Origin of the sequence: Mucilaginibacter gossypii (genome assembly GCF_017569325.2) — a bacterium.
Classification (GTDB): Bacteria; Bacteroidota; Bacteroidia; order Sphingobacteriales; family Sphingobacteriaceae; genus Mucilaginibacter; species Mucilaginibacter gossypii.
Window position 1 is genome coordinate 6818209 of record NZ_CP071878.2, and the last position, 20881, is coordinate 6839089.

Sequence of the window (20881 nt, forward strand, 5' to 3'; positions counted from 1 at the left end):
GTTACCGATGTAACCAGGTTTAGGTGACAGCGGGCCGGCCCGTAATACTTTATATATTGATGTAATCAGGGAGCTTATTCTTTTACCTTATTCCAGGTGTCGCGGTTAAAAGCCAATACTTTGGTTGGGTTGCCGCTCGCGTCTTTAGTGAACTTTAAGGGAAAGCCAAAGGCTTGATTTAAAAATAACACTTCAGACAATGGTTTAAAATTGATTTCCTTGCCATCCCATGATTGTTTGAGCGTTAATCCGTCGGGTATCGCGGTTATAGTCAGAAAAAGATCAGCCCTCTCATCCGATTGATATTTGCCCGCCAAAACTTTTATTTGTTCGGGTTTCAGTTGTACCTCTTTAGGTGGGGTATAGCTGTTTATCTTTGCCCATATTTGCCTGCCACCTAAAGTGATCTGGTTTATTTCGCCGGCTTCATTCTTTGAAAATACAACAGGGATCTTTTCATCGCCGTCATCATCTAAAAGTTCAAATTCCAGGTCTGATTTGCGGGTTAAAGTTAGTTTTTGATCTCCGCCAAGCTGTTGGGCAATTAGTTTATCACCATCTGCTGTTACTTTATATACTCTATACTCGTTATCCTTTTGCTGATAAATGCCTTCAAAAGCTTTGAGCTGTGTATCTGCAATAATTATTGTTGGCGACTTTGCCACTTTTGCGATAACCGGTGCAATGCCCGGGCCGGTCAAAGCAAATGCAGCTATAAATGCAAACCTGCATATATAGCCCGTGATAATTTTAATGCTGGTCATTTTTGATAGGTTTATAATGTTGAACCAAATCTACGAAAAATGATTTGGTAAAATCAAATTTTACAGAATTAAATTTTGATGATATTTGTTTTGTTTGGTTTAAATTCTGATTTTTATCTATTTTTCATTTAAAACTATAATAAAATTCTGTGCTGAATAAATCAGATGGGCATAAAAAGAGCGCCGGTAAAACCAGCGCCCTCTTTCATCACTCACTAAACTACTTATGGAAAACTTAAATTAAAAACATTAATAACCGCGGTCGTGATAATGACCGTGATCGTCACCGTCATGGTAACCATTATTATATCCGTTGTTATAGCCGTTACGGTACCTGTGATGGTGACCATAATCTTCACGAACAACGCAACCTGAGGTTACAGATACTACTGCTGATATTAATAGTGCCAAAGCAACAAATTTCCTTTTCATGGTGTAAAATCTTTAATCATCATCTATATTGAAGATGTACACATATATGACTGATGGAAATGGAAAAGGATTAATGGAGAGGAGATATTTGAGAGACTCTTTGAATTATGCTCTCTGGATGTGGGCTGATATTCTACTATAGGCCCTCAGATTTGATTATCTTTTTGATATCGTTTTTGTCGATGGAAGCTTCTTCGGATTTATCGAAGATGGTTATCAGATAAATATCTGTCGAAGTGTTTGTTTCCTCTATAATGTAAGTAATTATTCTAAAGCCGCCGCTTTTGCCTTTTCCTTTCGATTCATCCGCAACCCGCACTTTATAGATGTTTGAGCCGTAGTTGTCGCCAAGTTTAGGGTTTTTTATTAATTCTTGTTCAAGATGGGCCAGGCTTTTTGATAATGTGGCAAATTTTTTGACGAGCCTTTTAGCCTTTTTTAAGAAAAAGGCGGTAAGAACAACCTTATTCGCCATTTAAAAGATCGGACATAGAATAAGTTTGCGCTTTGCCTTCGCGAATTGCTTTAACTTCTTTCAAACCAATTTTAATTTCGTTCAGGAGCTTGGTTTTTTTTGAGTTCTTTTTGTCAGGAGACACAGATATAATCTCTCCTCCTAACTCTTTTACAAGAGCTGATAGCTTTCTTTGGGCCTTTTCAGGGAGTTGAATGGTTATAGTGGTCATACTCAAAGATAATAATTAATCAGTATCAAACCAACCCCATGCTTTCTCTATACTCTTGCTGAATGATAAGCAAACAATTAGCACACAAACACCCGTCATACAGCTCGCTCACATATTGTACCTCGTTAATAGTAAGCTGCACAGTACTGCACTGGCACTTGGTGAATGAATTGGCTTTACATTCAAAAGGTGTTTGGCAGCGTTCGCAACGGATGATTTCGTGTTTGGGCATCTCTTTAGTCCATAGCTAATGGTCCATAGACCATAGAAAAGGTTTGCTAAAATATGGAATGTAGCAGTGACTTATTAAATATAACTGTCATTAAATAAAAAGTCCATGAACTATAGCTTTGTAGCTATGGTCCATGGACTATCGTCTATCGACTAAAAAAACTTATGCAGAGCAAGTCACGCAGCCTTCCTCCATTGAGCAGGTTGGGCCTGCCGGAATTTCGTCGGCGACGGCGTCAACAACGGCCGGGATAACCGGATCCATGTTTTTACCGCCCTGGTTTTCAACTGTAAATTTAACTGCTTGTGATGCTGCTTGTGTACGCAGGTAGTACATACCTGTTTTCAAGCCTTTTTTCCATGCGTAGAAGTGCATTGAAGTAAGTTTCGAAGCATTTGGCGAGTTGATGAACAGGTTCAATGATTGCGACTGGCAAATGTACGCGCCCCTGTCGGCAGCCATATCAATAATGCTGCGCATTTTGATCTCCCAAACAGTTTTGTACAATGCTTTGATATCAGCAGGGATCTCAGCTATTTCTTGGATTGAACCGTTTGCGCTGATGATCTTATCTTTCATGCTGGTGCTCCACAAACCAAGGTTTACTAAGTCACGCAGCAAATATTTGTTTACTACAATGAATTCACCACTTAATACACGGCGGGTGTAAATGTTTGAAGTATATGGTTCAAAGCATTCGTTGTTACCCAGTATTTGTGATGTTGAAGCAGTTGGCATTGGTGCAACTAATAATGAGTTGCGTACGCCGTGGTTCATTACATCTAAACGCAGGTTTTCCCAATCCCACCTGCCGCTTTCTGGTTTTACACCCCACAGATCGAACTGGAATTTACCTTGTGACAATGGTGAGCCTTTGAATGTTTCATAAGCACCATCTTTTATAGCCATATCTTTTGAAGCTGTCATTGCTGCAAAGTAGATGGTTTCGAAGATCTCGATGTTTAGTTTTTTAGCTTCATCGCTTTCAAACGGCATACGCAGTTGAATGAAAGTATCAGCCAAGCCCTGTACACCTAAACCAATAGGACGGTGACGCAGGTTTGAGTATTCAGCTTCTTTAACCGGGTAGTAGTTACCATCAATGATCCTGTTAAGGTTGATAGTTGCCTGGTAAGTTACTTCGTACAGTTTATCATGATCAAAAGCACCATTGTTGATGTAACGTGGTAATGCTAATGAAGCCAGGTTACAAACAGCTACCTCGTTTGCATCGGTATACTCGATGATCTCGGTGCAAAGGTTTGAGCTTTTAATGGTACCCAGGTTTTGCTGGTTTGATTTACCGTTAGCCGCATCTTTATATAATAAGTATGGCGTACCGGTTTCAACCTGTGCATCAAGCACTGCAAACCAAAGTTCCTGTGCTTTTACTGTACGACGCTGACGGCCTTCTTTTTCGTATTTAACGTACAGTTCTTCAAATTCTTTGCCCCAGCAATCGGCTAAGCCCGGTGCTTCGTGGGGGCAAAATAAGCTCCAATCCTCATTGGCTTCAACGCGTTGCATGAACAGGTCAGATACCCAAAGGGCGTAGAACAAGTCGCGGGCACGCATTTCTTCTTTACCATGGTTTTTACGCAGATCAAGGAATTCAAAGATATCGGCATGCCATGGCTCTAAGTAAACGGCGAAAGCGCCTTTACGTTTACCACCGCCCTGATCAACATAACGTGCGGTATCATTAAATACACGCAGCATTGGGATAATACCATTGCTGGTACCGTTAGTACCGCTAATGTATGATCCTGTAGCCCTTACATTGTGGATACTTAAACCGATACCACCCGCGCTTTGCGAAATTTTAGCAGTTTGTTTTAATGTATCATAGATACCCTCAATGCTATCATCTTTCATGGTTAACAAAAAGCATGATGACATTTGAGGTTTTGGTGTACCTGCATTAAACAAGGTTGGTGTAGCATGTGTAAACCAACGCTCGCTCATTAAATGGTAGGTTTTGATAGCGCTCTCGATATCGTTTTTGTGGATACCTACAGATACACGCATAAATAAATGCTGCGGGCGCTCGGCAATTTTACCGTCGATCTTTAACAGGTATGATTTTTCGAGGGTTTTGAAACCGAAGTAATCAAAGCCAAAGTCGCGGTCATAAATGATGGTGCTGTCAAGCAGTTCCGCGTTTTCTTTAATCACTTCATAAACGTCGTCAGCGATAAGCGAGGCATCTTTACCTGTTTTCTTGTCAACATACTCATGCAGGAGGCGCATGGTTTCCGAAAACGATTTGATGGTGTTTTTGTGCAGGTTTGATACCGCGATACGCGAAGCCAGCAAAGCATAATCAGGGTGCTTGGTGGTTAATGACGCGGCGGTTTCGGCAGCCAGGTTATCCAGCTCGGAGGTGGTTACGCCATCAAATAAACCTTCAATTACCTTTTTAGCCACATCAATGGGGTCAACTAATTGAAACCCATAGCACAGTTTTTCAATACGTGCGGTGATCTTGTCAAATTTTACGGATTCTCTTCTTCCGTCTCTTTTTACTACGAACATTTTGCCCCTCCTTTTGCCCCGTTAAAAGCGAAGCTTTTTTAGTTAATATTATTGTGATTTGATTATTTTCTGAACCTTGATTTTTCTTGATTTTGGGATTGGCCTGAGACTACCTAACCTCTAATCACCAATCTCTAACCTCTTCAATTAAAAATCATCATCAAGCGAAAAGCTTTTGCTTTCGGCCGATGCATTCAGTACACCACTTTTTTGATAATCGCCTACACGCTTTTCAAAAAAGTTGGTTTTGCCCTGTAACGAGATCATTTCCATGAAATCGAACGGATTGGTTGCGTTATAGAATTTATCGTACCCAAGTTCGCTCAACCACCTGTCGGCCACAAACTCAATGTACTGGCTCATTAGCTTGGCATTCATTCCTATCAGGTTAACCGGTAATGCCTCGGTTATAAATTCTTTTTCTATCTCTACCGCATCGGTAATGATCTTGGTAACCTGTTCCTGCGGTAGTTTGTTTTCAAGCATGCCATATAATAAGCAGGCAAATTCGCAGTGCGAACCTTCATCGCGCGAGATCAGCTCATTGCTGAAAGTTAAGCCCGGCATCAGGCCGCGTTTTTTAAGCCAGAATATGGAGCAAAAGCTGCCTGAAAAGAAGATCCCTTCAACCGCCGCGAATGCAACCAAACGCTCGGCAAAGTTGCCGTTGTTGATCCATTTTAGCGCCCATTCGGCTTTTTTGCCAACACATGGTACGGTTTCAATAGCATGGAAAAGGCGATCTTTCTCGGTCGGATCTTTTACGTAGGTGTCTATCAGCAGGGCATAGGTTTCAGAGTGGATGTTTTCCATCATGATCTGGAAACCATAAAAGCAGCGTGCTTCGGGCAATTGTACTTCGCTCATGAAGTTTACCGCCAGGTTCTCGTTCACGATACCATCGCTTGCGGCAAAAAAAGCGAGTACATGCGAGATAAAATGTTTCTCGCCCGAATTAAGACTTTCCCAATGTTTGATATCGTCCGATAGGTCGATTTCCTCGGCGGTCCAGAAGCTGGCCTCCGCTTTTTTATACATCTCCCAAATTGCGGGATACTTAATGGGAAGGATAACAAACCGGTCCTTGTTTTCCCGTAGTAATAATTCGTTTTCCAAACTCATTGGTGTCTACTTTTTTAGTTTCTTTCTTTAATCAGGTATTCAGACACGAAAGCAAGCCCTACTTTTCAATAAAGCTTTAAATTTTGATGCCTTCGGGTTTACTCCTTAGCAACTGTATTGTGTAACTTTCTGACAGCCAGTTATTTAATTAGAAGTTGACGAGTGCTTCTGGCTGCCGGCTGAATGCCTTTTTTATTACCTTGCTGAGCAAAGTTAATGTTTGAGTTGTGTAGTTGTGAATGATAGTTTTTCACAAACCCCCGAGTTATCCACACTTTATCGGCACTTGTTATATTGATGAAAAATTAATGGACTTGAAAACAGCCGATTAAAAATTTGATTGAAATTAGCATGCCTTTATACTTGCGGATTACGATAATTTAACATTATAAATTACTTGACTTAACACCGACAATTATTGCCAATAATGAAATGCTTTTGCTTGCAGCAGGTATCAATATTAAAATGCGAAGTTAAAAGGTTGTTGCAAGCCGGTATGTGGAAAACAATTACGCCCGTTCGCCATGAACCAACGGGCGTATTCCTAAAAGTTTTACGAATTATTTTGCGTCCTCAACCGGAACAAATTTCATCGACACTGAATTTACACAATGGCGGGTGTTTTTTGGCGTCATATATTCACCTTCAAACACATGGCCCAGGTGTGCGCCGCAATTTGCACACAGGATTTCTACCCTGCGGCCATCGGCGTCTACTTCGCGGCGAACAGCTCCTTCAATCTCATCGTCAAAACTCGGCCAGCCGCAAAACGACTCAAACTTATCTTCCGATCGATACAGCGGCGCATCACAGCGTTTGCAAACGTATAAACCTTGTGCCTTATTGTTCAGTAACGAGCCGGTGAACGGCCTTTCGGTGCCTTTGTATAATATTACCCTTTCTTCTTCGGGCGTTAATTGATTGTACTCCATATTTTTTGTTGGGGTTACACTAATTTTTTTGATGATTTCACCGATTGGGAAACTCCATCCGGTGTTTTGATCTACTATAAAGATACGACAATTTAGGCCGACATAATGTTTTGCAGGCTGATGTTTACACTGGTTTGACGGGGAGTGGCAGATGTGTTGATGTGCAGATTTCAGATGTGCAGATTGCTGAAAATATATAGCTACCAGGACCACTGAAAGCCTGCGGCAGAAGGTTTAATATCCCGCATCCAGCTTTTTTAACAGTTCGAGGCCTTCATTCCACTCTCCGTAACCCGCTGATACATTGATATGGCCGGCATCGCCAATATTCACAATTTCACTTCCCCAACTGTCTGCAAATAATGAGGCCCGTTCCCTGCTTACATAGAAATCATTGTTACTAAATACGGTTATTGATTTGAATGGTAGCTTGCCTAATGGCATCGGGGTAAAACCACTTGTGCCGGTTGGATAACTATCTGCTTCAGTATCGCTCGGCGCAACCAGTAATGCACCCTTTATTGCAATGTTATATTGTTTTGCCCACGAGGCTATGGCTGCACAAGCCAGGCTGTGGCCAACTAAGATTACGTTTTCCGGGTCATAGCGGTTTACATAATCATTTATAGTTTTTATCCAATCGCTGCAAACCGAGGTTTCCCAATCCTGTTGTTCAATACGGGTAAAATTGAACTGTTTTTCCCAAATGCTTTGCCAATGTTGTTGATCTGAATTACCCAATCCCGGGTGTATAAGAATATCAGCGTTGAAAACCATAGTTTCGGTAAGATGTTAAATAACTTAATAATTGAAAGCTCAAGATAGGGATTTTAATCCTCGGTCATGAGTTTGAACGACCTTCAGCCACCTGTTTAATCACTTTATTCCTCTTTACCAACAATTGTGTCATATAGTTAGACAGGAACAGAAAGTTTACCGCTTCTCCCAATATTCCGCCCGGCGATTCGAACGTGAAAATATCCCGCATCATGGTTTGGTTAAGGATAGGATAAAAATAATGCTCATGCGTAAAGTTTTTGAAAGCACCCTCAACCTGGATATCGGTAAAGTAATTTGGATAGTCCATTTCGGTGATCTTTGAGGTAAGGTTTTGCCATATGCCGAAATGCTTTGCCCGCCAGGTAACAGTTTCGCCGAGCTCAATCAAGCCGGTTGTACGCCCGACAATAGCTCGTTCGCCAGTATGTTTTGTTGACTCTACATGTACATCAATGTTACGGGCAATGTCAAACACTCTTTCAACAGGCGCATTAATATGGGTAGCAAGCAGAATTTGTGATGGCATATAGTATAAAAAAGGCTGTCGTTTAGCGACAGCCCAAATATAGTGTTACGCATTACAAATAATCAGCGTAATCATCAAAATCAAAAAACAATCAACGGTTAAAATTCCGCATTCTTGGGGAACCTTGGGAAGGGGATTACATCGCGGATGTTGCCCATGCCGGTAACAAACAGCACCAACCGCTCAAAGCCTAAACCAAAGCCGGCATGCGGACAAGAGCCGAAACGGCGGGTATCCAAATACCACCAAAGTTCTTCGGTAGGGATGCCCATTTCGTTCATGCGCTGCTCAAGCTTGTCTAAACGTTCTTCACGCTGTGAACCACCTACAATTTCGCCAATGCCCGGGAACAGGATGTCCATGGCGCGCACGGTTTTGCCATCGTCGTTCTGGCGCATGTAAAACGCTTTGATCTCCTTTGGATAATCGGTCAGGATCACCGGCTTTTTAAAATGTTTTTCAACCAGGTAGCGCTCGTGCTCACTTTGCAGGTCGGTACCCCAGCCTTCAACAGGATAAACAAACTTTTTCTTTTTGTTTGGGGTAGATTCTTTCAGGATGTCAATGGCCTCGGTATAGGTTAGGCGCTCGAAATCGTTATTTAAGCAAAACTGCAGTTTTTCAAGCAGCGTCATTTCTGAGCGTTCGTTTTGCGGTTTGGTTTTTTCCTCTTCAGTTAAGCGCTGGGTTAAAAATTCAATGTCATCGGCATTTTTATCCAACGCGTATTTGATCACATATTTCAGCATGTCCTCGGCAATGTCCATGTTGTCAACCAGATCGTTAAAGGCTACTTCCGGCTCAATCATCCAAAACTCGGCCAGGTGGCGTGTGGTGTTTGAATTTTCGGCACGGAAAGTTGGGCCGAAGGTATAAATATCACTCAGGGCCATAGCGCCAAGCTCACCTTCCAACTGACCGGATACGGTTAAGTTAGTGGCACGACCAAAAAAATCCTGTTTGAAATCAATCTCGCCGGTATCAGTTTTCGGAATGTTATCCAGGTCGAAGTTGGTAACGTGAAAAGTTTCGCCCGCGCCTTCAGCATCTGAAGCCGTAATTACAGGGGTATGCAGGTAAACAAAACCACGTTCCTGGAAAAACTGGTGCACCGCGAATGCCAGGCTGTTACGCACCCTGAAAATAGCGCCAAACGTACTGGTACGGAAACGCAGGTGGGCGTTTTCCCTCAAAAACTCAAGGCTATGCTTTTTAGGCTGGATAGGATATTTTTCAGGATCGCTATCGCCTAAAATCTCAATCTCAGTTGCAACAACCTCAACTGTTTGGCCTTTACCTAAAGATGCTATCAATTTACCCTGAACACTAAGTGCTGCACCAACGGTAATGCGTTTAAGTAATGCCGGGTCGGTATTTTCAAAATCAACAACTACCTGGATGTTATTATTAGTTGAGCCATCATTCAAAGCAATAAAACGATTTGAACGGAATGCACGCACCCATCCTTTAACTGTTACATCAATTTCGGTTTGCTGGCTTTGCAGCAATGCTTTGATCTTAGTTCGCTGACTCATATCATGTATAATTTTTAGAGTCGCAAAAATACAATTAATTATGAAAGCGCACTTTGAAACATGAGCTAAAAAACATTAGCATGTTAACACGGAAAGATATATCAGGAGAAAGGGGGAAAGGAAACCAGCGACTAAAAATGTAGCCGGGAACATGAAGTATCCCGGCTATTTCTTTTTGACGCTTACTTGTTTGTAACCATGATGGTGTCACGGAGTAACGTGTTTGTCGTCGCGCCGCCTACCATAATAGTGTCTTTGCTTTTATTCAATGACTGGTTGGTAATGCTTTTTTTTGCACTAACACTGTCTTGTTTTGGGGCTACGCCATTTTTTTGGCAGCCAGCAAATAACAGAAGTGATACTGAGGCGGTTAATAATAGAGCTTTTTTCATAAAACAAATTTACAACTAATACGAATGATAATTAAGCTTAGTTACAATTAATATAAAAGTTAATATTTGAGCTTAGCTTTAAACTTACCCTCGCTAAAAGTAACCTTGTCCGGATGACTTTCGGTTTGGCTATCAATTACTTTCAGAAAACGTAATTCGAACAATCCCTGCAGTATTTTATCGGCCTGGTTGTACGCAATTATAGTTACCGAACTAAGATGGGTAGGGTCAGGTTTGTATCCGGCTAACGGGGAGCCGTTTTTTGTAATGTGGTAATAGTTTTCGTTTGCTTTGAGGGTATAATACCCAACACCATCAAACACAATTTTAAAACCTACCTGCTCTTCTTCACCTCCAATGGTGCTTTTTGCTGATATGGTAATGGTATCACCCATTATATTCGAACCGGAAGGATTAGCCTCCCATTTGATGTTGTTTTTTTGCGTAAGCATAAAATCGGGTATGACCGGAAAATTACAGCAGTCCTTTTTTTTGCAGGCCGAAAAAAGCAGGGCCACGGCTATGGCTAATATCAAACAGGGATATTTCATTGCTTTACTGATGACAGGTTAATAAATTGTACAGGAAATATAAAGATATTTAAAAGTAAAGCATATTATACGTGGTTTCAGTAAGTTTGCCGCTCATTTTGTTTTATCGCCCATGAATCCCAAATTGAGCCTCGTTATTGGCATTCTATGCATTTCTTTTTCGCCGATATTTGTAAAGCTTGCCGGGGTATCACCAATTGGTTCGGCATTTTACCGGGTGTTTATAGCCTGGATTTGTCTTGCCCCATTTTGTGTATTTAGGCAAAAACTTAAAATAAATAAAAAGCAATTGCTTATTTCCATAGCTGCGGGCATGGTTTTCGCCCTTGATATTGCGGTATGGAATATTTCGCTGTTAAAGATCAGTGCCACTGTATCAACCCTTATTGCCAACCTGGCCCCGGTTTGGGTAGGCCTGATGAGCTTCCTGTTTTTAAGAAAAGGATCAGGTCGGCTATTTTGGATAGGTACGCTCATTGCCATCGCCGGTATGGTTGTTTTGGTAGGTTATGAACATATTTTGCACATGGAACTTAATGCCGGCATACTGCTGGCTATACTCGCCAGTTTTTTTTATGCTACTTATATCATGATCACCAAAAATATTATGGCCGGTATTGATGTGTTTAGTTTTATGTTTTACAGTATGCTGAGCGCCAGTATTTTTTTGCTGGTAGTCAATGGATCTATGCATAACGATATTGTTCATCTTTCTTTAAAAGTTTGGCTTTGCTTTATAGGTATGGGGCTTATTTGCCAGTTAGCAGGCTGGCTAACCATCAATTACTCGTTACGTTATCTGGAACCAACCAGGGTTTCCATTGCCTTATTAAGCCAAACGGTTTTTGCCGGGCTGCTGGCTGCTTTTTTACTGCATGAACGTTTAGGTTTTAATGAGATTGTTGGCAGTATAATTGTATTGGCCGGGATAGCAGTGACCTTTTTAAAACCACGAAATCGAAAAGCGAATACCTTGGTTTAAACGGGTTTAAGCGCAGTACAAATGAAGCTGTATCATATCATGATGTTAATATCTTCAGTTCGCTTCGGTCGCAACGGTCGAAGCACGATTGTATAATTTTATTACTTTTTTAATACTTTAGTGGTATTTAATGTAATCCCCTTTCTTTATTAAGTAGTTGATTATAAGTTTGCTGTGTTTAAATTATGGAATTTATGTTAACCCTGTTAACCCCTGTCATTGCAGTAATTAAATTGGTATATATCTCAGGATCTTAACTCAAAGCGTTAAACGGTAACTTGTCTCTTAAGGAGATTGAATTTTAAACAGCTCGTTATCAAACAAAACCGTATTTTAACGTTTTCGAATTACGGGCAACGATCTATCTTCCCTACATTTGCTTTAACTCATGATTCAAAAATCCACTATCGACCGTATTATGGAAGCCACCGACATTGTGGAGGTGATAGGGGAATTTGTGCAGTTAAAAAAACGCGGGGCTAACTACGTAGGCCTTTCGCCTTTTGCGAATGAGCGTACCCCTTCGTTCACGGTATCCCCGGCAAAAGGTATTTTTAAAGATTTCTCAACAGGAAAAGGCGGTTCGGCTGTTACGTTTTTAATGGAGCTGGAAAAGTTCAGTTATCCTGAGGCCTTGAAATGGCTTGCTAAAAAGTACGGCATTGAGGTTGAAGAAACTGTTGAAGCTCCCGAAAACCGCGAGGAGGATCTTCGCCGGGAAAGCCTCATGATCGTATCGGCATTTGCTGCTAAGTTTTTTCACGAGGCCATGCTCGAAACGGAGGAAGGGCAAAGCATCGGTCTCAGTTATTTTAAAGAACGCGGCTTTAATGCCGAAACCATCAAAAAGTTTGAATTGGGTTACTCGCCCGATCAATGGGAAGCTTTTACAGGTGCCGCTATCAGGAACGGCTATAAAGAGCAGTTTCTGGTCGAGAGCGGTCTGTCGGTAAAGCGGGATAACGGGGCCTTGTTCGACAGGTACCGCGGTCGGGTAATGTTCCCGATCCATAGTTTTACCGGCAGGGTAATTGGTTTTGGCGGCCGTACACTAAAAAAAGATAAAAACGTAGCCAAGTATGTTAACTCGCCCGAGTCGGAGATTTACCATAAATCAAATGTACTTTACGGGCTTTACTTTGCTAAAAAGGCCATTCGTGAGCAGGATAACTGTTACCTGGTAGAGGGCTATGCCGACGTACTTTCGGTACACCAGGCAGGGGTTGAAAACGTGGTGGCTTCATCAGGCACATCACTCACAACCGAGCAGATCAAACTCATTGCCCGTTTTACTAAAAATATTACCATATTATATGACGGTGATGCCGCTGGGATCAAGGCTTCGCTGCGTGGTTTGGATATGATCCTGGAGGAAGGGCTTAATGTAAAAGTAGTGCTGTTTCCGGATGGACATGATCCTGATTCATTTGTACAATCGAAAGGGTCAAGTGCTTTTAAAAAGCACATCGAGGAAAATAAGAAGGACTTTATCCTGTATAAAACCCAGATCCTGCTTAAAGAAGTTGGAAACGACCCGATAAAAAAGGCTGATGTGATCCGTGAGGTGGTTGAAAGTATCGCCAAGATCCCGGATAGCATCAAGGCGTCGGTATTTATAAAGGAGTGTAGCGGCTTATTGCAGATAGACGAGCGCGCCCTTTTATCCGAGCTCAATAAAATGCGCACTGCCAAAGCCAAAAAGGAGGAGCAGCAGCGTCAGCAGCAAAACAACAGGTTTGCGGAAATGCCCGATGAACCTCACTTTTTTGATGAGCCTGTTGAACTTGAGCCACAAGTTGCTAAAGACGATGCTTTTCAGGAAAAGGAAATTGTGCGTTTATTGCTGCATTATGGAAGCCGTATGATTGACTGGGACGGTATAGCCAATACCTATATAGGCCCTTTCATTATAGCCGAGTTGAGTGATGTTAGTTTTGATCATCCGGTTTGTAAGCAGATTACCGAAATTTACCGTCGCGAAGTAGAAAACGGCGTACTGCCGGATGAGGCTTATTTTATTCACCATAAGGACAAAGCTATAGTTGATTTAACTATTAACATGTTAGCCAGTAAATATTCGCTCAGTGAAAACTGGTACGAAATGCATAGGATCACGGTGAACGATGAGCAGGTTAATATGAAAGCAACTATTCTTGGTGCGATATTTCACCTTAAAAAGCATAAAGTTGGTAAAATGCTGGAAGACCTGCGAACCCAGCTTCAAAAAGCCGATACGGAGGCCGATCAGGAAATACTGCTTAACCAGTACATGCGTATGAAAAAGGTAGAAAAATCAATATCTGACTTTTTGGGCTCCGTAATCATAAAATAATGGCCCAACACCTTGAACTTGGCCGCACCGGCGAAGCATTAGCCAAAACCCACCTCGAAAAAGCAGGTTACGAAATTCTTGATGAAAACTGGACTTACGGAAAAGCTGAGATAGATATAATTGCTTATAAAGACAAGGTTATTATATTTACCGAAGTAAAAACCCGCACGGGCAATGGTTTTGGTGAACCGGAAGATTTTGTTGACAACCGTAAACAAAAACTCCTGGCCGAAGCAGCTGATGAATACATTTACCTCATGAACCATCAGGGCGAAGTGCGGTTTGATATCATCGCTATTTTGTTTGACCGCAGTGGAAATTATATACTAAACCATATAGAAGATGCGTTTTGGCCTTCGGCCACATAACACTTATGAATAATAAACTAAAGCTATTTTTTGCCGCCCTTGCCCTAATGGCCTTCGGCTGCAGCTGTAACCATAAACCTGATAGCTCGGCTACAGATTATACCATCACCCCCGACGCCGGTGCAAACTACAAAGCCGGCGATAAGATCGACATCAAAGTAGGCTATCCCACAGGTAGTAAAGTTGATTCGGTAGTGTACCTGCTCGATTCGGTAAAGTTCGCATCCAGTAAGGATACTGCAGGTATCAGTCTTAAAACGGATACCATTGGCCTGGGCATCAGGATAATCACGGCTAAAGTTTACGAGGGCAGTAAAAGCAATGAGGTATCAACCAATGTCCTGTTATTAGCAGCAAAAGCCCCTGCCAGGTACACTTATAAAGTTGAAAAAGTTTTCCCTCATGATACTGCTGCATATACCGAAGGCCTGCAGTATGTTGATGGTGTTTTATACGAAAGTACCGGAGACTATAAACACTCATCCATCCGCAAGGTTGATTTGAATACAGGTAAGGTTTTACAGGAAACCAAGCTTGATGAGAAATACTTTGGCGAAGGTTTATCGGTTATTGGTGATAAAGTAGTGCAGCTTACCTGGAAGGAAAAGGTAGGGTTTGTGTACGATAAAAATACATTGAAGTTGCTTAACAACTTCGCCAACAACGTTGGCCCCGAAGGTTGGGGGATGTGCTATGACGGAACAAAATTATACATGGATGATAGCACCAACCGGATCTGGTTCCTTGACAAGAATGATTATCACCAGATAGGCCACATTGATGTGTGTGACGATAAACAACAGATAGATTCGATAAACGAACTGGAATACATCAACGGTAAGATCTATGCCAACGTTTATCAAACCGATAACATATTGGTGATCAATCCTAAAACTGGTGCGGTGGAGCAGATAATAGATATGAAAGAGATTTACCCGGTGGCAAGCCGTCCGCAGGACAGGGATTGGAATAATAACGTGCTAAACGGAATCGCCTGGGATGCCAAAGGTCAACGCCTGTTTGTTACCGGTAAAAAATGGCCGCATTTGTACCAGGTTAAGTTTGTGCCGGTGCCGTAAGTCTCGTCCCCTGACCTCCTGAAGGGGGAACCATAGCTTGAAAGACTATTTTTATAAACATGAAACGCCCGGATTAACCGGGCGTTTCGCGTTTTAGTTATTGAGCAGTTGCCAGCCATATCGGTTCATAAATTCTTCAACCTCATCACTGAATGATTTCTTTTGATGATGATTTTCCTGATTGTTAATATAGCTAATGACAGTTGATACCTGTGATTCACTTACCGATACTGCAAAGTAGTCGTCCTGCCAACCGAATTGTTGTTTTATTAGTTTGTTCTTATTTATCCAAAGAGATGATTCTCCTTTAATTAGCTGGCTTATTTTGGCAATATTTTGATCTTTTCCTAAAGAAATAAGGCAATGGATATGATCGGTATAGCCATTAATCGCTTGTAAGAATAACCCTTTCTCTTTGCAGTTCTCTATGATGTGTTTATGTATCTGGTATCTTATGTTTTGAGTAAGCAAGGGTTGTCTGTCTTTAGTTGCAAATACCAAATGGATCCAGATTTTTACAAATGACATGGTTTGTGGTTTGTCCTAAATGTATGGTTATTTTGGCTAAAGCCACTTAGCACCTGGCAACTTTATCCGTTGGTTAAAACCAACGGTAATGAAAACAAGATTTCGAAAAGGCTTCTTTCAACCAATGAATAGGAAATTGCTCGACTGCGTTAATTCTCTATAAAAAGAAAATTCATTGCCGTTGGTTTTAACCAACGGAACAAAAAAAGCAACATGAGGCGGCTTTAGCCGAAATCGCCAGAAAAGGTTCTACTAAGCACTCAGTTTTTTTAACAACACCCCCCCGGAAAATCCGGTGGGGTGTTGTTAAAATATAAAACTTCCCCCCTTTAGGAGGCTGGGGAGATTACCTCCACGCTTTATATTGATTGATTAGTCCATTAGTTGATGAATCATGGCTGCTGATCTCAGCGTTATCTTTTAGTTCAGGAAGGATTTTGCCGGCAAGTTGTTTACCAAGCTCAACACCCCACTGATCAAAGCTGTATATGTTCCAAATGATGCCCTGGGTAAAAATTTTATGCTCATACATGGCAATCAGCGCGCCTAAAGTGTATGGTGTGATCTTTTTAATCAGGAACGAGTTTGTTGGACGGTTGCCTTCAAATACCTTGAACGGAGCTATTTTAGCTATTTCCTCGTCAGATTTTCCGGCAGCTTTTAGTTCTTCAATAACTACCTCTTCGGTTTTACCGTTCATTAAAGCTTCGGTTTGAGCAAAATAGTTTGACAGCAGCATGTTGTGATGTTCGCCCAGTGGATTGTGAGATTGTGCCGGGGCGATAAAATCGGCAGGGATCAGTTTAGTGCCCTGGTGAATCAATTGATAAAAAGCGTGCTGACCGTTTGTACCAGGTTCGCCCCAAATGATCGGACCGGTAGAGTAGTCAACATCTTTACCATTACGGTCAACATGTTTGCCATTACTTTCCATATCGCCTTGTTGGAAATAAGCAGAGAAACGGTGCAGGTATTGGTCGTAAGGTAAGATAACATTGGTTTCGGCCTCAAAGAAGTTGTTATACCAGATACCGATCAGTCCCATAATAACCGGGATGTTTTGGTCAAATTCGGCAGTTTTGAAATGATTGTCAGTCGCGTGGGCACCGGCAAGCAAATCGGCAAAGTTTTCAAAACCAATGCTTAGGGCAATTGACAAACCGATAGCGCTCCATAAAGAGTAACGGCCACCAACCCAGTCCCAAAATTCAAACATGTTTTTAGTATCGATGCCAAATTTTTCAACAGCTGCTGCATTGGTTGAAAGAGCGGCGAAGTGTTTAGCTACATCGGCCTCAGTAGCACCGCTGGCCAGGAACCAGTCGCGGGCGCTGTGGGCGTTGCCCATAGTTTCCTGGGTAGTGAAAGTTTTTGAAGCCACCAGGAACAGCGTAGTTTCAGGATCAACTGCTTTCAGGGTTTCAACTATATGAGTACCATCCACGTTACTTACAAAGTGGAGGTTCAAATGATTTTTGTATGCTTTTAAAGCTTCAGTAACCATTACCGGGCCAAGGTCTGAGCCGCCGATACCAATATTAACCACATCGGTAATAGCTTTGCCGGTATAACCTTTCCACTCGCCCGAAATGATGGCTTCACTGAAGGCTTTCATTTGGTCAAGCACTTTATTTACATCTGGCATAACATCTTTACCATCAACATAAATAGGAGTGTTGCTGCGGTTACGTAATGCGATGTGTAATACCGGACGGCCTTCCGTAACGTTAATTTTTTCGCCGGAATACATGGCGTCTATCGCCTCTTTTAATGAACATTCTTTGGCCAGCTGTATCAATAAAGCAATGGTTTCATCATCGATACGGTTCTTTGAATAATCAAGCAGGATATCCTCAAACTGGATCGAGAACTTATTAAAACGCTGGTCGTCAGCATCAAACATTTCTTTCAGGTTTTTTGATACAATATCAATGTAATGATCTGTAAGATATTTGTAAGCCTGGGTTGTTGTAAAATCAGTAGTTGGCAGCATAATTGTGTTGTTTTTCAACAAAAGTAAAAAGTTAATTGTTAGATAGTCATTAAATAAATTATTAGCCTGTCTTAGTGTTGTTTAAACACGGCCGGCATAGTGTTGATTTTACACTTGAAAATTATGAGAATTACAAAAGAATTACAAATATATTTTGAAGTTTAAAATTTTTATTTAATATATTTGTGTCGATGGTAATCAAATGAGGTATTTATCATCAATTTGTAAATTTACTTTAAAAACACGTATTACTATGTTCGAAAAACTGTTTTTGCTTGTAAAAGATAACGCCGGGACGGCTGTTATCAACAACCCGGTGATTCCTGCTAAATATCATGAAGCAGTGATCAATGAAGCTTCAAGTTCAATCATTGAAGTTTTAAAAGGCCAGCTTGAAAGCGGCAAGGTGAAGGAACTTATTAAATACTTTCAGTTCTCGGGTAGTTACAACAATTCATTAGTATCGAGCATAACCAACCGCTTTGCAAATAAGCTTAACACTTTTTACAGTATTGACCCGGCACATGCGTTAACAGTTGCAAAGGCTCTGATCCCAACTGTAATGAATGAACTGATTAAGGAAACAAAAAGCGGTGAAGCCAAAGAGTTTGCTTTGGGTACTATGTTAACTAAACTGAACGGTAACCGTACCGATCTGAACCCGCTTGTGAACAACCTGATGGTTGCCTAACATACTATTACATCTGCCTAATGAACAGGCCTGCCGATTGTTAAACAATTTGCAGGCCTTTTTATTTATAGCAATTTTTCAAATTATATATATTTGCCGCATGACTAAAGAACAAGTTCAGGATTTAAGGGATAGAGTAACTTCCCTGAGGAGGCATCTTTGACATTGATAAGAAGCTGGAACTATTACATGAAGAACAGGAAATAACCATCGGCCCGCATTTTTGGGATCATCCTAAAGAGGCCGAAAAAGTATTGGCGTCCATCAAAGTTAAAAAAGTGTGGACGGATGCTTTTCAGAAGGTGGTATCGGTTGTTGATGACGCCGGCGTGCTTTTTGAATTTTACCAGGGCGGTGATGCTACCGAGGCCGAAATGCAGGAACAATATAATGCGGCTTTAAAAGCCGTTGAAGAGCTTGAGTTTAAAAATATGCTCTCGGCCGAAGAAGATCAACTAAATGCGGTGCTTCAGATCACGGCGGGTGCCGGTGGTACCGAAAGCTGCGACTGGGCCGGCATGCTCATGCGTATGTACATTATGTGGGGCGAAAAGAACGGTTATAAAGTAACCGAGCAGGATTACCAGGAAGGCGACGTGGCCGGCGTAAAAACCGTTACCCTGCAGTTGGAAGGCGAGTTTGCCTATGGCTATCTGAAAGGTGAAAATGGGGTACACCGCCTGGTGCGCGTATCGCCTTTTGATGCTAATGCCAAACGTCACACCTCTTTTGCCTCTGTATATGTTTATCCCCTGGTTGATGATACCATTGAGATTGAAGTAAATCCGGCCGATATCGAATTTGAAACTTTCCGCTCGGGTGGTGCCGGTGGTCAGAACGTGAATAAGGTAGAAACTGCCGTGCGTTTATATCACAAGCCATCGGGCATCATCATCAAAAACCAGGAATCGCGTTCGCAATTGCAAAATAAAGATAACGCCATCCGCTTGCTTAAATCACAGTTATACGAAATTGAGATGCGCAAACGTATGGAACTAACCAATGCTATTGAGGGCAATAAAAAGAAGATAGAGTGGGGCTCACAGATCCGTAACTATGTTTTACATCCATATAAACTGGTAAAAGACCTCCGTACCGATCACGAAACTTCCAACGCTGCGGCAGTGCTCGATGGAGATCTGAATGATTTCCTGAAAGCCTACCTGATGGAATTTGGCGGGCCAAAGAGTTAAAAATAAGAAAGTAAGGTCGTGCCGAATTTATTTCGGTACCCCACATGCCGGTATACCGTCCGTATGGCGTAGGCCAGGTAAGTGGGGGCCTGAAACAAGTTCAGGATGACGGTATAGTATAAAAAACGGAGTATCATTTCTGATACTCCGTTTTGTTTTTGGAAGATTAATTGTATTTTGGACACATCCAATTTGCCTTTTAAAAATATGAAAACCTTCTTATCTGCCTTAGTCTTGACAGTTATAACATTTGTATCCTTCGCACAGGAAAAACCGATGCTGCTTTATCCTAAAGGTGTTCCCAATTCAAAAAAAGCCCCGGCAACTTATGTTGAAAAAACAGACAACAGGAGCTGGATCACCATGGTAACTGAGCCAACGCTAACGCCTTACCTGCCCGAAAAAGGTAAAGCTAACGGCGCTGCCATTGTTGTTTGCCCTGGCGGTGGCTATTCAGGACTGGCTTCAGATCATGAAGGTAAAGCCGTAGCACAAGCCTTCGCTCAAATTGGGGTGACCGCTTTTGTGTTAAAATACCGTTTACCAAGTGATGATATTATGGCTGATAAATCTATTGGGCCGCTGCAGGATGCGCAAATGGCCATATACACCGTACGTAAAAATGCCGCAGAATGGAATATCAACCCATCTAAAATAGGAATTATCGGTTTTTCGGCAGGCGGGCACCTGGTTTCAACAGAAGGTACGCATTTTGATAAACCGGTTATTGAAGATAAAGAAAACATCAGCGTACGCCCTGATTTTATGATGCTGATCTATCCTGTAATTTCTTTTGGTGAATATGCCCATGTTGGTTCAAGGGAAAACCTGATAGGTAAGAGCCCATCGGCAGCGCAGTTAGATCTGTATTCGAACGAGAAACAAGTGACTGCCAACACCCCGCCAACATTTTTAGTGCACGCCGAGGATGATAACGTAGTGCCTGTGCAAAACAGTCTGTTATTTTATGATGCCCTGTTAAAAAATAAAGTGAAGGCCGAAATGCATCTTTTCCAGGAAGGCGGTCATGGCTTCGGGATGAACAATTCTAAAAATAAAGGTAAGTGGTTTGAATGGGCTGCCGCGTGGCTGGAGGAGAACGGCTTTTTGAGCGGGAAGTAATCCCGCTGGAACGAAATTTTTCTGCTTTAAAAACAGTAAGCTAATTTTATTGTTGAGGTAAACAGTCTTTTTTTGAAAGCTTGAAGTTCGACCTTAATGATGATTT

22 protein-coding genes are annotated in these 20881 nt (G+C 41.7%); 7 read left to right on the top strand and 15 right to left on the bottom strand.

What is annotated here, in order from left to right; genetic code table 11:
* Positions 1-74 precede the first annotated feature (74 nt).
* From J3L18_RS29375 to J3L18_RS29435, 13 genes are all read right to left on the bottom strand, one after another.
* On the bottom strand, positions 75-764 hold the full coding sequence (locus J3L18_RS29375; protein ID WP_129571495.1) for a hypothetical protein: 690 nt from the start codon (positions 762-764) through the stop codon (positions 75-77).
* 249 nt (positions 765-1013) lie between these two features.
* Complete coding sequence (locus J3L18_RS29380; RefSeq protein ID WP_090530234.1) at positions 1014-1196, bottom strand: hypothetical protein; 183 nt, start codon at positions 1194-1196, stop codon at positions 1014-1016.
* A 136-nt stretch (positions 1197-1332) separates the two neighbouring features.
* Positions 1333-1671 carry a type II toxin-antitoxin system RelE/ParE family toxin gene (locus J3L18_RS29385; protein WP_129571496.1) on the bottom strand — a complete coding sequence of 113 codons (339 nt, stop codon included), beginning with the start codon at positions 1669-1671 and terminating at the stop codon, positions 1333-1335.
* Entirely contained in the window at positions 1661-1882 is a 222-nt protein-coding gene (locus J3L18_RS29390) for a hypothetical protein (RefSeq protein ID WP_129571497.1), read from the bottom strand. The genes J3L18_RS29385 and J3L18_RS29390 overlap by 11 nt, the downstream gene beginning before the upstream one ends.
* Positions 1883-1907: 25 nt before the next feature.
* Positions 1908-2114: a cysteine-rich CWC family protein gene (locus tag J3L18_RS29395; protein WP_129571498.1), complete on the bottom strand. Its 207-nt coding sequence runs from the start codon at positions 2112-2114 to the stop codon at positions 1908-1910.
* Between the two features lie 162 nt (positions 2115-2276).
* The gene (locus J3L18_RS29400; protein WP_129571499.1) at positions 2277-4649 is read right to left on the bottom strand and encodes a ribonucleoside-diphosphate reductase subunit alpha; all 2373 of its coding nucleotides are present in this window, start codon (positions 4647-4649) and stop codon (positions 2277-2279) included.
* 147 nt (positions 4650-4796) lie between these two features.
* A complete protein-coding gene (locus J3L18_RS29405; protein ID WP_090530224.1) occupies positions 4797-5771 on the bottom strand; it encodes a ribonucleoside-diphosphate reductase small subunit in 975 nt (324 codons plus the stop codon).
* A gap of 560 nt (positions 5772-6331) precedes the next feature.
* On the bottom strand, positions 6332-6748 hold the full coding sequence (locus J3L18_RS29410) for a methionine-R-sulfoxide reductase (RefSeq protein ID WP_375339190.1): 417 nt from the start codon (positions 6746-6748) through the stop codon (positions 6332-6334).
* 189 nt (positions 6749-6937) lie between these two features.
* Positions 6938-7480 carry an RBBP9/YdeN family alpha/beta hydrolase gene (locus tag J3L18_RS29415; protein WP_129571500.1) on the bottom strand — a complete coding sequence of 181 codons (543 nt, stop codon included), beginning with the start codon at positions 7478-7480 and terminating at the stop codon, positions 6938-6940.
* A 64-nt stretch (positions 7481-7544) separates the two neighbouring features.
* The gene (locus tag J3L18_RS29420; protein ID WP_129571501.1) at positions 7545-8009 is read right to left on the bottom strand and encodes an SRPBCC family protein; all 465 of its coding nucleotides are present in this window, start codon (positions 8007-8009) and stop codon (positions 7545-7547) included.
* Between the two features lie 98 nt (positions 8010-8107).
* Positions 8108-9544, bottom strand: coding sequence for an asparagine--tRNA ligase (gene asnS, locus J3L18_RS29425; RefSeq protein WP_129571502.1), 1437 nt, complete (start codon positions 9542-9544; stop codon positions 8108-8110).
* Positions 9545-9726: 182 nt separating this feature from the next.
* Positions 9727-9936 (bottom strand): hypothetical protein, encoded by a 210-nt coding sequence (locus J3L18_RS29430; RefSeq protein ID WP_090530211.1) that lies wholly within the window; start codon positions 9934-9936, stop codon positions 9727-9729.
* A 59-nt stretch (positions 9937-9995) separates the two neighbouring features.
* Positions 9996-10487: a hypothetical protein gene (locus J3L18_RS29435; protein ID WP_129571503.1), complete on the bottom strand. Its 492-nt coding sequence runs from the start codon at positions 10485-10487 to the stop codon at positions 9996-9998.
* Between the two features lie 112 nt (positions 10488-10599).
* On the opposite strand from J3L18_RS29435, the gene J3L18_RS29440 reads away from it, so the two are divergent.
* The 4 genes from J3L18_RS29440 to J3L18_RS29455 all read left to right on the top strand — a co-directional run bounded on the left by J3L18_RS29440 (position 10600) and on the right by J3L18_RS29455 (position 15248).
* A complete protein-coding gene (locus J3L18_RS29440) occupies positions 10600-11469 on the top strand; it encodes a DMT family transporter (RefSeq protein WP_091171974.1) in 870 nt (289 codons plus the stop codon).
* 388 nt (positions 11470-11857) lie between these two features.
* Positions 11858-13801 carry a DNA primase gene (gene dnaG, locus J3L18_RS29445; protein ID WP_129571504.1) on the top strand — a complete coding sequence of 648 codons (1944 nt, stop codon included), beginning with the start codon at positions 11858-11860 and terminating at the stop codon, positions 13799-13801.
* A complete protein-coding gene (locus tag J3L18_RS29450; RefSeq protein ID WP_091171976.1) occupies positions 13801-14169 on the top strand; it encodes a YraN family protein in 369 nt (122 codons plus the stop codon). Before dnaG ends, J3L18_RS29450 begins: the two co-directional genes overlap by 1 nt.
* Positions 14170-14174: 5 nt before the next feature.
* Positions 14175-15248: a glutaminyl-peptide cyclotransferase gene (locus tag J3L18_RS29455; protein ID WP_223266287.1), complete on the top strand. Its 1074-nt coding sequence runs from the start codon at positions 14175-14177 to the stop codon at positions 15246-15248.
* A gap of 93 nt (positions 15249-15341) precedes the next feature.
* On the opposite strand, the gene tnpA is transcribed toward J3L18_RS29455, so the two are convergent.
* The gene (gene tnpA, locus J3L18_RS29460) at positions 15342-15776 is read right to left on the bottom strand and encodes an IS200/IS605 family transposase (RefSeq protein WP_129571505.1); all 435 of its coding nucleotides are present in this window, start codon (positions 15774-15776) and stop codon (positions 15342-15344) included.
* Between the two features lie 346 nt (positions 15777-16122).
* A complete protein-coding gene (gene pgi, locus J3L18_RS29465) occupies positions 16123-17769 on the bottom strand; it encodes a glucose-6-phosphate isomerase (RefSeq protein WP_091171980.1) in 1647 nt (548 codons plus the stop codon).
* Positions 17770-18022: 253 nt separating this feature from the next.
* Between pgi and J3L18_RS29470 the strand changes: the two genes are divergently transcribed.
* The 3 genes from J3L18_RS29470 (at position 18023) to J3L18_RS29480 (ending at position 20775) form a co-directional block, all read left to right on the top strand.
* Entirely contained in the window at positions 18023-18460 is a 438-nt protein-coding gene (locus J3L18_RS29470) for a hypothetical protein (protein ID WP_091171982.1), read from the top strand.
* 100 nt (positions 18461-18560) lie between these two features.
* A protein-coding gene (gene prfB / locus J3L18_RS29475; protein ID WP_129571506.1) for a peptide chain release factor 2 occupies positions 18561-19653 on the top strand; the annotation gives its coding sequence in 2 pieces (ribosomal slippage) (positions 18561-18620 and positions 18622-19653; 1092 coding nt in all).
* 207 nt (positions 19654-19860) lie between these two features.
* Entirely contained in the window at positions 19861-20775 is a 915-nt protein-coding gene (locus J3L18_RS29480; RefSeq protein WP_129571507.1) for an alpha/beta hydrolase, read from the top strand.
* Positions 20776-20881 lie beyond the last annotated feature (106 nt).

Bases quoted from the DNA above. Each gene is read 5' to 3' on its own strand.
- J3L18_RS29450 (WP_091171976.1), top strand. From the start codon at position 13,801: ATGGCCCAACACCTTGAACTTGGCCGCACCGGCGAAGCATTAGCCAAA.
- J3L18_RS29415 (WP_129571500.1), bottom strand. From the start codon at position 7,480: ATGGTTTTCAACGCTGATATTCTTATACACCCGGGATTGGGTAATTCA.
- J3L18_RS29375 (WP_129571495.1), bottom strand. From the start codon at position 764: ATGACCAGCATTAAAATTATCACGGGCTATATATGCAGGTTTGCATTT.
- J3L18_RS29435 (WP_129571503.1), bottom strand. From the start codon at position 10,487: ATGAAATATCCCTGTTTGATATTAGCCATAGCCGTGGCCCTGCTTTTT.
- J3L18_RS29390 (WP_129571497.1), bottom strand. From the start codon at position 1,882: ATGACCACTATAACCATTCAACTCCCTGAAAAGGCCCAAAGAAAGCTA.
- J3L18_RS29455 (WP_223266287.1), top strand. From the start codon at position 14,175: ATGAATAATAAACTAAAGCTATTTTTTGCCGCCCTTGCCCTAATGGCC.
- dnaG (WP_129571504.1), top strand. From the start codon at position 11,858: ATGATTCAAAAATCCACTATCGACCGTATTATGGAAGCCACCGACATT.
- J3L18_RS29380 (WP_090530234.1), bottom strand. From the start codon at position 1,196: ATGAAAAGGAAATTTGTTGCTTTGGCACTATTAATATCAGCAGTAGTA.
- J3L18_RS29480 (WP_129571507.1), top strand. From the start codon at position 19,861: ATGAAAACCTTCTTATCTGCCTTAGTCTTGACAGTTATAACATTTGTA.
- J3L18_RS29470 (WP_091171982.1), top strand. From the start codon at position 18,023: ATGTTCGAAAAACTGTTTTTGCTTGTAAAAGATAACGCCGGGACGGCT.
- J3L18_RS29400 (WP_129571499.1), bottom strand. From the start codon at position 4,649: ATGTTCGTAGTAAAAAGAGACGGAAGAAGAGAATCCGTAAAATTTGAC.
- pgi (WP_091171980.1), bottom strand. From the start codon at position 17,769: ATGCTGCCAACTACTGATTTTACAACAACCCAGGCTTACAAATATCTT.
- J3L18_RS29440 (WP_091171974.1), top strand. From the start codon at position 10,600: ATGAATCCCAAATTGAGCCTCGTTATTGGCATTCTATGCATTTCTTTT.
- asnS (WP_129571502.1), bottom strand. From the start codon at position 9,544: ATGAGTCAGCGAACTAAGATCAAAGCATTGCTGCAAAGCCAGCAAACC.
- tnpA (WP_129571505.1), bottom strand. From the start codon at position 15,776: ATGTCATTTGTAAAAATCTGGATCCATTTGGTATTTGCAACTAAAGAC.
- J3L18_RS29430 (WP_090530211.1), bottom strand. From the start codon at position 9,936: ATGAAAAAAGCTCTATTATTAACCGCCTCAGTATCACTTCTGTTATTT.
- J3L18_RS29395 (WP_129571498.1), bottom strand. From the start codon at position 2,114: ATGCCCAAACACGAAATCATCCGTTGCGAACGCTGCCAAACACCTTTT.
- J3L18_RS29385 (WP_129571496.1), bottom strand. From the start codon at position 1,671: ATGGCGAATAAGGTTGTTCTTACCGCCTTTTTCTTAAAAAAGGCTAAA.
- J3L18_RS29405 (WP_090530224.1), bottom strand. From the start codon at position 5,771: ATGAGTTTGGAAAACGAATTATTACTACGGGAAAACAAGGACCGGTTT.
- J3L18_RS29420 (WP_129571501.1), bottom strand. From the start codon at position 8,009: ATGCCATCACAAATTCTGCTTGCTACCCATATTAATGCGCCTGTTGAA.